The 12,047-nt window shown below is 73.6% G+C and carries 12 protein-coding genes; 4 read left to right on the forward strand and 8 right to left on the reverse strand.

The window, feature by feature from the left end:
* Positions 1-342: hypothetical protein (locus ACWC9T_RS38335; protein WP_449825668.1), on the forward strand; the 342-nt coding region annotated here is incomplete at its 5' end.
* A 4-nt stretch (positions 343-346) separates the two neighbouring features.
* Here the strand turns inward: ACWC9T_RS38335 and ACWC9T_RS38340 are convergent.
* The 8 genes from ACWC9T_RS38340 to ACWC9T_RS38375 form a co-directional block, all read right to left on the reverse strand.
* The gene (locus tag ACWC9T_RS38340) at positions 347-598 is read right to left on the reverse strand and encodes a helix-turn-helix domain-containing protein (RefSeq protein WP_449825669.1); all 252 of its coding nucleotides are present in this window, start codon (positions 596-598) and stop codon (positions 347-349) included.
* Positions 599-758: 160 nt separating this feature from the next.
* Positions 759-1,514 (reverse strand): methyltransferase domain-containing protein, encoded by a 756-nt coding sequence (locus ACWC9T_RS38345; protein WP_449825670.1) that lies wholly within the window; start codon positions 1,512-1,514, stop codon positions 759-761.
* Between the two features lie 3 nt (positions 1,515-1,517).
* Entirely contained in the window at positions 1,518-2,276 is a 759-nt protein-coding gene (locus tag ACWC9T_RS38350; protein ID WP_449825671.1) for an SDR family oxidoreductase, read from the reverse strand.
* Positions 2,264-3,133, reverse strand: a complete 870-nt coding sequence (locus ACWC9T_RS38355) for a TauD/TfdA family dioxygenase (RefSeq protein WP_449825672.1) — start codon at positions 3,131-3,133, stop codon at positions 2,264-2,266. Before ACWC9T_RS38355 ends, ACWC9T_RS38350 begins: the two co-directional genes overlap by 13 nt.
* An 11-nt stretch (positions 3,134-3,144) precedes the next feature.
* The gene (locus tag ACWC9T_RS38360; protein ID WP_449825673.1) at positions 3,145-4,413 is read right to left on the reverse strand and encodes an aspartate aminotransferase family protein; all 1,269 of its coding nucleotides are present in this window, start codon (positions 4,411-4,413) and stop codon (positions 3,145-3,147) included.
* A gap of 31 nt (positions 4,414-4,444) precedes the next feature.
* Entirely contained in the window at positions 4,445-8,548 is a 4,104-nt protein-coding gene (locus ACWC9T_RS38365; protein ID WP_449825674.1) for an AMP-binding protein, read from the reverse strand.
* On the reverse strand, positions 8,545-9,114 hold the full coding sequence (locus tag ACWC9T_RS38370) for a DUF6309 family protein (RefSeq protein WP_449825675.1): 570 nt from the start codon (positions 9,112-9,114) through the stop codon (positions 8,545-8,547). The genes ACWC9T_RS38365 and ACWC9T_RS38370 overlap by 4 nt, the downstream gene beginning before the upstream one ends.
* An 11-nt stretch (positions 9,115-9,125) precedes the next feature.
* Positions 9,126-9,923, reverse strand: coding sequence for a phytanoyl-CoA dioxygenase family protein (locus tag ACWC9T_RS38375; protein WP_449825676.1), 798 nt, complete (start codon positions 9,921-9,923; stop codon positions 9,126-9,128).
* 384 nt (positions 9,924-10,307) lie between these two features.
* Between ACWC9T_RS38375 and ACWC9T_RS38380 the strand changes: the two genes are divergently transcribed.
* The 3 genes from ACWC9T_RS38380 to ACWC9T_RS38390 all read left to right on the forward strand — a co-directional run.
* The gene (locus ACWC9T_RS38380; RefSeq protein WP_449825677.1) at positions 10,308-10,976 is read left to right on the forward strand and encodes a TetR family transcriptional regulator; all 669 of its coding nucleotides are present in this window, start codon (positions 10,308-10,310) and stop codon (positions 10,974-10,976) included.
* Between the two features lie 123 nt (positions 10,977-11,099).
* A complete protein-coding gene (locus ACWC9T_RS38385) occupies positions 11,100-11,294 on the forward strand; it encodes a DUF1918 domain-containing protein (RefSeq protein ID WP_355675598.1) in 195 nt (64 codons plus the stop codon).
* Between the two features lie 53 nt (positions 11,295-11,347).
* Positions 11,348-12,047 (forward strand): DedA family protein (locus ACWC9T_RS38390; RefSeq protein ID WP_449825678.1); only part of this gene is annotated, 700 nt, incomplete at its 3' end.

A 12,047-nucleotide genomic window follows, 5' to 3' on the forward strand; every position in this document is an offset into this window, starting at 1 on the left:
GACGAGAGCGTCCGCGCCGCCCAGCAGGACCTCGCCGAGAACCCCGACTACCTGCAGATGCTGGCCGACGAGGGCATCCTGCGCCCCGAACTGTCGCCGGCCGAGGCCGTCCACGTCCTGGCCAACGTCAGCCGCGGCTTCTACACGGCGCACGAGCTCGGCGAGGACGACGGGCTGCCGCTGGAGGCGCGCGCCGACCTCCTGGCATACGTGCTGCGGCGCTCGCTGGAGAACGACACCCCGCCCGACCCCGCCACCCTCGCCAAGCTCAACGCCCGGGTCAGCGACCTGTTCCGGGTGATGGCCGACGGCCACCGCGAACAGCTCCAGCGGGCTTACTGACGCGTCACCCGACCTCGGCCGCCCGCCGGCTGTTCAGGCCGGCCTTGCGCCGGTAGGCGACCACGAGCATGCGCGCGGACTGTGCGACGGCCGTCTCCGGCAGCGGCACCTGGAGGTCGGCGGGGAGGTCGGCGCGGCGGCCGACCTTCAGCTTGCGGTACACCCGGGTCAGGTGCTGCTCCACGGTGCTGACGGTGATGAAGAGCTTCCTCGCGATCTCCCGGTTGGTGCAGCCCAGCGACGCCAGCGCGGCCACGTCCTCGTCGGGCTCCTCACGCCCCCGGACATGACACGTGATCGCATCCCCTCGGCCACACTCCCCGCCTCGGGGAGCGGCCGTGCTGCCCGTGCTGCGCCTGGTCATGGTGCTGATGCGTGTTCAGGTTGCAGCCATGACCCGGCGACAGCTCAGTTGATCAAGCGATTGTCCTGGATACCCCCTCCCGGTGTCGCCACCGCACCGGATCGAAGGCCGCAACCCGGGGTTCCGACGAGGCCCGCGCCCGATATCCGGCGCAGGAGAGCACCAGCATCTCGTCACCCCCGGGCTGGAATTCGTACGCCACCCGCTCCACCCGGCTCCCGATCCCGACCCCGGCCAGGTCCTCCCGCAGCCGCTCCAGCCCGTCGTACCGTTCCCCGGTGTCGTACACCACGACCGGGAAGATCCGGACCTCCCGCCGCGCCACCCGGGCGAGTTCCAGCAGCGCCGCCCGGTGGAAGTCCCCGCCGAGCCGGTTGCCGTAGGAGAACAGCAGGTGCGAGCTGAGCACCAGGTCGAAGGAGCTGTCGACGAAGGGGAGCTGCGGCAGCGACCCGGCCAGGTAGTGCTCCGGCCGGGCGGTGATGTCGGACCGGAACAGCCGGGCGCTGCCGATCCGTTCCCGGAGCAGGCCGGCCGGGTCGCCGTACCAGGACCAGACGAAGTCCGCGGCCTCCCGCATCAGCTGCCCGCGCTTGAAGAGGGTCTCCCGCTCGACCAGCAGCCCCAGCTCCTCGCGGTGCGAGGCGTATTCACGGTCCACCGCCACCGCGTCGATGCCGCGCTGCCCGGCTTCGGCCACGAAGCTCGCCGCGCCACCCGGGCAGTCCAGGATGCGCTGCTCCAAGTCCCGGTCGGTGAGCGCGAACATCGCCCGGTACTCCGCGAAGGAACGGGCGCTGACCAGCACGGCTCACCCCCGCCCGACGAACGGCATGGTGCTCGGCAGCACCACCAGGGACTGGATGGTGGTGTCCGGCGGCTGCGAGGCCATCAGCAGCAGGGCCTCGGTGAAGCGGTCCACCGGGATGGTCGCCTCCACCGCCATCGTCCCGTCGGCCTGCATCGCGGCGGGCTGCGGGCCGCCGTCCAGCGGGGTGACGTTGCCGACGTCGATCTGCCCGCAGGAGATGCCGTACGGACGGCCGTCCAGGGCGAGCACCTTGGTGAGGCCGAGGACGGCGTGCTTGGCGGCCGTGTACGCCAGGGAGTTGGGGCGCGGCACGTACGCCGAGGGCGCGCCGTTGTTGATGATCCGGCCACCCTGCGGGGACTGGGTGCTCATCAGCCGGAAGGCCTCCCGGGCGCACAGGAAGCTGCCGGTGGCGATGGTGTCCAGCACCCGGTTCCAGTCCTCGAACGGGGTCTCGACGATCGGCCTGCGCGGGGCGGCCGCGCCCGCGTTGTTGAAGAGCAGGTCGAGGCGGCCGTACCGGTCGCGGACGGCGTCGAAGAGCCGGGCGACCTCCTCGGGGCTGCGGATGTCGGTCGGGACGGTCAGCACCCGCGCCGGGTCGACGTCCGCGAGCGCTGCGGTCTCCTCCAGGGCGTCCTTGCGGCGTCCGGCGAGCACCACCGTCCAGCCCGCCTCCAGCAGGGCCAGCGAGGAGGCCCGGCCGAGCCCGCTGCCGCCGCCGGTGACCAGGGCGATCCTTCCGTTCAGGCTGTCCATGTCTCCCCCTCGTTCAGCCAAATCCGCAGCATCCGCCGGGCGTGCCGACCGGGTTCGTCCACGTACGGTGAACGCCCGTGCAGCACTCGGCTGTTGCGGATGATCAGCAGGTCGCCGGCGGCCATCGGCAGCCCGAAGGCGATCTCCGGCCGGTACAGCACCTCGTCCAGCACGCCCAGGGCCTCCCACTGACGGTCGGTCAACTCGGGCCCGCCCCGGTCGGGGGAGGAACGGACGGTTCGGGTCTGGTAGTAGCAGCCGATGGTCCCGTCCTTCTGCCGGTACAGGATCGGGGTGACCACGACCTGCGGGCCCGCCCGGCCGGTCCGGTCGAAGGTCCAGTCCTCGCCGAGGGTGGCCAGCGCGTCCGGTCGTTCCTGCCCGATCAGGTCGTGGACGTGCCGGGCGCTCGCCAGCTTGGTCAGTCCTCCCCCGTGGTAGGCGGGTTGGATGCACAGTAGGACGAGCAGGTCACAGGTGTCGCAGTGGAAGCCGAGTTCGGTGTTGCCGTCGCCGTCCTGGTCGCGCAGCACCGAGGTGAGGTCGCCGCGCCCGTTCTGCGGCACGATCCGGCCGAAGTCCCGCAGCAGGAAGGAGATCGCCTCGATGATCTCCTGTTCCGGCTGCGCCGGGTCGACCAGTCGGCCGACGTGGGCGAGGCCGACCGAGGCGAGGCCGTCCCGGACGAAGCCGCGCAGCCGCTGGCGCACCGGCTCGGCCGCACCCCAGCGCTCGGCCCGCGCGTCGGCCCAGAGCAGCCGCCGCTCCTCGTCGTCCAGCGGCAGCGACCACAGCTCCCGCCGGGCCTCCAACTCCAGGCTGCTCCAGCCGATCTCGGCCACCGCGTGCTCACTCATGATGCCTCCTCCTACCGGGCCCCGGCCGCGACGGCCTTGGACCAGAGCGCCAGCGCCTCGTCGATCTGCCCGGCCGTGACGACCAGCGCGGGGATCATCCGGACCACGTTGAGGTGGATCCCGCAGAGCAGGAGCAGCAGACCGAGGTCCGCCGCGGCCTGCTGGACCCGCCGGGCGGTGTCCGGGTCCGGCGTGCCGTCCGGGCGGCAGAACTCGCTGGCCGCCATCAGCCCGAGGCCGCGCACGTCGGCGATGCCGGGCGCCTCGGCGGCGACCGTCCGCAGGCCGTCCAGCAGCCGCACGCCCTGCTCGGCCGCGTTCTCGACCAGCCGTTCCTCGCGCAGCACGTCCAGGGTGGCCAGGGCGGCGGCGCAGGCCACCGGGTTCCCGCCGTAGGTGCCGCCCTGCGAGCCGGGCCAGGCGCGCCGCATCAGCTCGGTCGGCGCGGCGATCGCGGACAGCGGGAAGCCGCTGGCCAGGCCCTTGGCGGTGATCAGCACATCGGGCGCCACCCCGTCCTCGTACTGGTGGGCCCAGAACCGGCCGGTGCGGCCGAAGCCGCTCTGCACCTCGTCCACCACCAGCAGGACGCCGTGCCGGTCGGCCCGCTCGCGCAGTCCGGCCAGGAATCCGGCCGGGGCGGGGACGTAGCCGCCCTCGCCGAGCACCGGCTCGACGAACATGGCTGCCGTCTCGGCGGGCGCCGAGACGGTGGCCAGCACCTCGTCCAGCCCGCGCAGGGCGTGCGCCACGGCCTCCTCTTCCGACAGCCCCAGCGAGAGTCGCAGCCGGAAGGCGGCCGGGAAGGGCGCCACCGCGACCCCGGGCACCAGCGGTCCGATGCCTGCCCGGAAGCGGGTCCCGGCGGTGGTGAGCGAGGCCGCGCCCATGGTGCGGCCGTGGAAGGAGCCCTCGAAGACGATCACGTTCTGCCGCCCGGTGGCGTGCCGGGCCAGCCGCAGCGCCGCCTCCACGGCCTCCGTCCCGGCGGTGGCGTAGCACAGCGAGTCCAGGCCGGGCGGCAGAACGTCGCCCAACCGCTCGGTGAGGGTGAGCAGTTGGTCGTGCAGGACGGTGGTGTACTGGCCGTGGATCAGTCGGCCGGCCTGCTCGCGGACGGCCTCGACCACCCGCGGGTGGCAGTGGCCGGTACTGGTCACCCCCACGCCGGAGGTGAAGTCGAGGTAGCGCCGGCCGTCGGCGTCGTAGAGGTGGAGGCCTTCGCCGCGGACGGCGACGACCGGGGTGGCCTGCTTGAGCACCGGGGAGAGCTGGGACAACGGAGTCTGCCTTCTTCCGGAGGGGATGGGGTCAGCGGGGCGGTAGGTAGCCGGCCTCGGCGGCCCAGGTGAGCGCGGCCGACCACCACTGCGGTGTCGGCGCGGTGAAACGGACGCCCAGCCGGTCGAGCACGGAGGTGGTGTAGGCGCCGTCCACCCGGACGTTGCGCTCCTCCTGCTGCGCCCAGGCAGCGGCCAGTCGGGCGGCTGTCGGGTGCCGGTGCTCGGCCCGCGCGATGGCGGCCGCGAAGGTCCCGTCGTCGGTGATTCGGACGGGGTAGCCGAACTCGGCGAGCCGGCCGACGAGTTCATCGTGCGGTGTCAGGTGTGGGTTCTCGACGTGGTACGCGCCGGGTGCGGCGTACGGGTCCAGCGCGATCGCGGCGATCCCGGCGGCCACCGTGTCCACGTGCGAGAACGCGAAGGCGGTGTCCGGTCGACTGGGGGCGACGCCCGCCAACAGGTAGCCGCGGATGAGCTGGTAGATCCGGTTGTCGCCGATGTTGGCCTGGAACGCCCCGGTCCGGCTGTGCGCCGCGATGTGGCCGCTGCGGTACAGGTAGGCGGCGTGGCCGGTGGCCGCCCAGGCCCGAACAGCCTGCTCGGCCCGGTACTTGGTGCGCTCGTACGGGGTGCGGAAGTGCTGGCCGATCCACAGGTCCGCCTCGCTGAAGCGGCGCGACGGGCCGTCCACCCCGCCGGCGACGGCGAGGGTGGAGACGTGGTGGACCGCGGCGGCCGGGGTGTGCTCCTCGATCCAGCCGAGCAGCCGGCGCACCGCCGTGTGGTTGGTGCGCTCCAGCTCGTCGGGCGAGGCGACCAGTCGGACGTCCGCCGCCGCGTGCACCACGATCCGGGCGGTCCGGGCGTGTTCCAGCCCGGCCGGGGAGAGGCCGAGGCCGTCCCGGCCGATGTCCCCGGCGACGGCCCGGGCCCGGCCGACGGCCAGGCGCCGTAAGGCCTCCGCCTCGTCGGCGGCCCGGACCAGGCAGGTGACCTCGGCTCCGCGCCGCAGGAAGGCGTCCAGCAGGTGGCGGCCGAGGTAGCCGGTGGCGCCGGTGAGCAGCACCCTGGCCGGCTCCCGGACGCTCACCCGGGCGGTGCGCGGCACCCGCGCGTGCAGCAGCTGCCCGGAGGTGGACAGCGGCGCCCGCACGGGCCGCTCCGTCGAAGGTCCGGCGAGCGCCTGGGCGAACCGGGCAACGATGCGCTCGGCGGCGGGGTGCGCCACACCGGGCCACCCGTACACCAGGTCGGCGACCAGGCGCTGCTCCACCACCCTGACGGTGAGCCGAAGCTGGTAGATCGGGTCGCCCCCGGCGCAACGGGCCACGCCCGCCTGCTCGTCGGCGACGGTCCAGTCCAGCGCGGGTTCCTCGGGCAGCCGGAAGGTGCCGAGGAAGTTGAACCCGACGGTCGGGCGCTCGCCGGACGTGTCCATCGGCCGGACGGGCGCCTCGCGCAGCCACTGCGCCACGGCCTGCGCGCCCGCCGCCGGTTCCAGCTCGACGTGTTTGACGGCGGTGAACCAGCCGACGGTATCCAGGAATTCACCCGGGTCACCGGCGGTGTCCCGGCCGTGGGTCTCCACCTCCACGGCGAGCCGGGGCTCGCCCCGCCACTCCGCGACGGCCCTGGTGAAGGCGGCGAGCAGGACGGCTTCCAGCCCGGCCCCGCCGCCGTGCCGTGCGATCAGCCGGGCGGTGGGTTCCTCGTCCAGGGCCCAGCTGAGCGCGGCCGGTTGGGCAGGCGGGGCGGGCTCGGAAGCTTCCGGCACAGGTGCCGGCGGGGCGGCTGCCGCCCACTGGTAGAAGTCGGGCGTGGGCGGCAGGTCGGCCGGCTGTCGATCGAACGCAGTCCGGTCGAGCACCGCACGGTAGGCGTGGGCGAGGTCGTCCAGCAGGATCCGCCAGGACAGCCCGTCCACCACCAGGTGGTGGGCGATCAGCGCCAGCCGGTCGTCGGTGCCGGGCGGCCCGGTGAACAGGTGGGCGCGCAGCAGCCGTCCGGCCAGCGGGTCGAGGCTGCGGTGGAGTTCGGTGCAGACGCCGGCGACGGTATCGGCGATCGCGCCCGCCGCGCGCGGGATGCGGGAGTGGGAGACCGGGTCGAGGTCGGCCACCGCCCTGGGTTCGCCGTACCCTTCCGGCGAGACGGGGCGGCGCAGTGCCGGGTGGCGTTCCAGCACGGCCCCGACCGCCGCCGAGAGCGCGGCCGGGTCGACCGCGGTGCGGCAGCGCAGCAGCACGGACTGGTTCCAGTGCCGCAGCTCCTCGACGGACCGCTGACGGAACAACCAGCGCTGGGCGGGGGCGAGTTGGCCGACGCTGTCGCCACGACGCGGTACCGGAACGGCGGGCACCACCGGCTCGGCCACCGAAGCCAGCCCGGCCGCCGTCGGGTGCCGGTAGAAGTCCTCGTAGGCGACCCGCAGTCCGGAGCGCCGAAGGAAGGCGATGGTGCGCATGGCGAGGATGGAGTCCCCGCCGAGGCCGAGCACGTCCGCCTGCGGTCCGACGCCGGACAGTCCGAGCGCGCCGGCCCAGAACCGGGCGATCTCCCCGGCCAGGCCGTCCCCGGCAGTGTCCGACGACTCCGCGCGAGCCTCGACCAGTTCGGACACCAGCTCGCCCAGCCGCCGCCGGTCCAGCTTGCCGTTCGGCCCGACCGGGAACTCCGGCAGCACCAGGATCGGCTGCGGCACCGAGTAGCCGGGCAGCCGGTCACGGAGGTACGCGCCGAGGCCGTCGACACCCGAGCCGTCCAACAGCCGGACCGCACCCAGCAGTTGGCTTCCCAGCGCGGTCTCGCGCAGCAGCGCCGCCGAGCCCGCGACGCCGGGGTAGCCGCCCATGGCCCGCTCGACCTCGGCGAGGTCGACCCGGTAGCCCCGGACCTTCACCTGCCGGTCCGCCCGTCCGAGGAAGACCAGGTGGCCGTCCGCCCGTCGACGGCACAGGTCACCGGTGCGGTACATCAGGTGCCCGCCGCGCCGGACGAAGCTGCGCGCGGTCTCGTCCGGCCGCCCGAAGTACCCGGCGCTGACGCCCCGCCCACCGATCAACAGCTCGCCCTCCGTCGCGGCCCGTCCCTCCCCGTCCACCACCGCGATCAGCGCCTCCCCGATGCCGCTGCCGATCGGGACGGTCGGCTCCCCGACGGGCAGCTCACGTGCGGTGGTGGCGAGGAAGCAGGTCGCCCCGACCGTGGTCTCCGTCGGCCCGTAGTGGTTGACCAGCCGCTCGGTGACCCCGCCGTCCAGCAGCGCGGCCGCCAGCGGACGCGGCAGCGCCTCGCCGCCCAGCAGCAGGGTGCGCAGCGGCGCGGTGTCGGCCGGGCGGCCCTCCAGCAGGGCGGTCAGATGCGAGGGGGTGGTCTTCAGCGTGTCGACCCCGGCCCGGCGCAGCGAGGCCCAGAAGGCCTCCGGGTCGCGCACCTCCCGGTCCGGGACGACGTGTACCGAACCCCCGGCGGCCAGGGCGAGCAGCCAGGCGGTGTGCCCGAGGTCGGCGGCCAGCGTCGTGACGTGCGCCAGTCGGGGCGCGTCCGCCGAGGTCAGGTCGAGCCGCGCGGCCAGCGACAACGCGTAGTGCACGGCGTTGGCGTGGGTGACCGCCACCGCCTTGGGCTCGCCGCTGGACCCCGAGGTGAAGGACAGGTAGGCGAGGTCCTCGCCGCCCACCTCCCCACCACGCTGTGAAGAACCGGCCGCCTCCCCACCCCGCCCCGAGGGGCCGGCCGCCTCGACGTCCACCATCTCCCCGCCGAGCCCGCCCTCGGTGGCGAGCACCCGCCCGACCCGAACGGCGGCGAGCCGCCGGGCGAGGTCGCCCGCCGACCAGTCCGGGTCGGCCAGCACGGCCGCCGCGCCGGAGCGCAGCACTCCGTGCAGCAGCACCAGCATCCGGGCGTCCCGGGGCCCGAGCAGGGCGACCCGGTCGCCCCGGCCGGTGCCGCCGGATGCCAGCCGGGTGGCGATCCGCCCGGCGACGGTGTCGAGCGTGCGGTAGTCGTAGACGCGGACGCCGTCGGTGAGGGCGGGCCGGTCCGGGTGGGACCGGGCGAGGTGCGACAGGAGCGCGGTCAGCGACGCGGTGGCGGACGCTGACCGGAGGTGCTGCGTCGCGGAGGTCACGCCGTCTCGTCCCCCGTCCGTGCCGTTCCCACCGGCCGGGCGAGCACCCCGGGGTCGCCCACCAGGTACCCGTCCAGCCCGGCCCGTTCGGGCAGACGCCCGGCCAGCTCCCACGCCAGCATGCGGTGCAGGCCGTCGATGTGGATCAGTCCCTCCCGGACCAGCAGGTCCGCGTAGTCGGAGTGGTCGACCGGCCCGGTGCTGAGGAAGAGCGGCGTGAACGGCGCCCAGCGCAGCAGCCGTAGCTTGGCCACGCAGACCGGGTTGGCCGCCGCCCAGGCGGCTGCGCCGGAGCGGACGCGTTCGGTCGCCTGGGCCACGGTCAGCCCGGTCCGCGGGACGAGTTCGAGCTCGCCGCCCTCGCTGAGGTGCCAGGGCAGGAGGACGCCGAGGATGTCGGCCCGGCTCAGCCGGACCCGCCACCAGCCGCCGGGGATCCGGTCGGCGCGTTCGATGTTCTCCTCGCCGTACAGGTTGCTGTTCGCCTCGTGGGCCCGATCCACCGGGTGGTCCCGCAGGTAGGCGTCGTGGACCTCGGGGTAGGCGACGGCGGTGACGATCTCCACGGCAGTGCTCCTCAGAGGGTTCCGGTGTACTCGGTGAAGTGGTGTTCCGCGAACAGCTCGGGCCACTGACCGTCGGCCAGGTCCAGTTCGCGGGCCCGGGCGAGCATCTGCCGCCAGTAGGGCTTCACCGGGCGCCAGCGCGCTCCCACCTGGCAGTAGGAGGCGTCGATGAAGTACCGGGCTCTGCCCGGCCCGTCCGGTGCCGGTCTGCGGGTGTGGAACAGCGCCGAGTTGAGCAGGACGGTGGAGCCGGGCGGCAGCCGGTCGATGACCACCTCGCCGGGCAGTTCCGCGGTGCCGTGGTGGGCGTAGGCGGTCTTGCCGACGGTGCTGCGGTGCGAGCCGGGCAGCACGGCCAGGCTGCCGACCTTCCCGTCCAGGCCACCGAGGTAGTGCAGCGCGTGGACCATCAGCAGCGACGGATCGGAGCCGTCGTTGGACTCGCAGTCGTGGTGCCAGGGCTTTCCGGGGATGCCCGGGGCCTGGCGGTCGCTGTGCAGGTGGTGGAAGACGAAGGAGGGCCCGATCAGTCTGGTCAGCGCCCGCAGCAGCGGCGGGTGGGCGAGCAGCTGTCCGTGGGCGGGGAGCTCCAGTTCCAGCAGCGGGGGCGGCCCGTGCCGGTCGGGGTCGGTGCAGGCCTGGATCGAGCGGGCCCGCAGGCCCTCGTCCACCCAGCGGTCCACTTCGGGGACGAGGCGTTCGCGCAGTGCCTCGGGCAGCAGTCCGGGCAGGACCAGGTAGCCGGACTCCAGGAACTGGCGGCGGTGCTCGGTGTCGAGGGCCTCACGCCCGGCGGAGTGCAAGGTCACCGAACCGACCCCCTCCTTCCGTTCGACGGGACGCGCAGGGACGGGACGTGCGAGGGGAGGTGCTGAGCCAAGAGGCACACGGGTTCATCCAGACCTCAGGTGGCGGCGGTGTCGCCCGTCGTCGCCACGGATAGCTGGGATTCGCGGCCACCGGAATCCACGGGCGCCACGAAGAGGGATGCCTTGATCACGCAAGGTGATCCGCCTCAGGAGTATGAACCGGCCTTCGCGTCCACGACAAGACCAAAGCCAACCCGTGGACACCTTCCCGCCACCGTGCCGTTCAGCTCCGGCCACCAGTCGATTCCTCCCCCACGGGAAACTCCGGTCGTGCCGAGTCCCGGTGATTCGCCGTCGGAACAGCGGATGCGGCAGAGTTGCCACATGAGCTCGGACACGCGGAGTCACCACAGCCCCGGAACGACCCGCCGCCGGCCGGTCCAGCAGCGCAGCCAGGAGCGGTACGGCCGCATCCTGGACGCCTGCGCCGGGCTGCTGGACGAGGTCGGGGCGACCGCGCTCACCACCAAGGAGGTCGCCCAGCGCGCCCAGGTGCCGATCGGCACCCTTTACCAGTTCTTCGCCGGCAAGGAGGACCTGCTGGCCGCGCTCGCCACCCGCAACCTGGACCGGTACCTCCAGCGCCTGGACGCCCGGCTGGCCGAGTCCGCCCCGGTGGGCCCGGCCGGCTTCACCGACCTCGCGGTGGAGGAGTTCGTGGCGATGAAGCGCTCGGTGCCCGGCTTCGGCCAGGTGGACTTCGGACTGGCGGGGACGGGGGTGCCCACCGGGGTCCGGGACGAGCAGCACCTGCTGGACGCGGGCGTGGACAACAACACCGCCGTCGCCCTGCGGCTGCAGGCCCTGGGCGGCGAACTGTTCGCGGCGGGTGACCCGGCGGCCACCACACTCACCCTGCGGGTCGCCCTGGAGGCGGCCGACGCGGTGCTCAAGCTGGCCTTCCGGGGTGACCCGGACGGCGATCCGGCGCTGATCGCCGAGTGCAAGCGGCTGGTGCGCGGTTACCTTGCGCAACAGCCGTCCCGCCTCTGACGCAGGGCCCACGGGCCCGGCGCGTCCCGTTCGCCCCGAGCCGTTGCGAGCACGGCGCGCCCGCAGCACAGTGGATAGCGGAACGGCTGCCGAGGCGGCCTCCACGACCCGAGGAGCACGACCATGCACGCAGCGGTAGGTGACCAGCTCCACATCCACAGCAGGTCGGTGGGCATGGTGGATCAGAAGGGCGAGATCATCGAGGTGCGCGGCACCAACGGCGAGCCCCCGTACGTCGTCCGCTTCGAGGACGGCCACGAGGGCCTGATCTACCCCGGCCCCGACTGCAACATCGAACCGCGTCTGGCGGAACGCTGACCGACTCCCCCACCACCCCGTGCCCGACCACCGGGGCGAGGTGGTGAGGAACGGTGTCCACCCCCTCGCCCCCGCTACCCGGGGCGCTAGCCGGGCTCGCGCCACTGCTGGACCACTACGGGTACCTCGCGGTGGCGCTGCTCGTGCTGCTGGACAACTGCGGCATCCCGGTACCCGGGCAGACCATCCTGGTGCTCGCCTCGGTGTACGCCGGCGCCGGGCACCTGGACTTCGCCGCCGTGCTGCTGATCGCGGCCGGCGCCGCCACGCTCGGCAACAGTCTGGGCTACCTGATCGGCGACACCGGCGGGCGTGCCTTCGTCCATCGCTGGGGCCGGTACGTGCTGCTCACCCCGGCCCGGATGGAACGCGCGGACGGCTTCTTCGCCCGGCACGGCGGCAAGGTGGTCACGGTCGCCCGCTTCGTGGACGGGCTGCGCCAGTACAACGGCATCATCGCCGGGACCACCGAGATGCCCTGGCGCCGCTTCTCCGTCTTCAACCTGATCGGCGCCGTGCTGTGGACCGGCGCGTGGGGCACCTTCGGCTATGTCGCCGGGGCCAACATCGGCGCGGTCTACCAGACGGCGATCCGCTACCAGTTCTGGTTCGCGATCGGTCTCGGGCTGCTGGTCGCGGCCTTCCTGATCCGGCAGGTGCTGCGCTACCGGCGTCGGCTGGATCAACGTGGACTGGATCAACGTTGCGAGGCGGGCACGGTGACGACCGGGCAGTGGGCGCGGTGCAGCAGGC

This window comes from Kitasatospora sp. NPDC001159 (genome assembly GCF_053598235.1).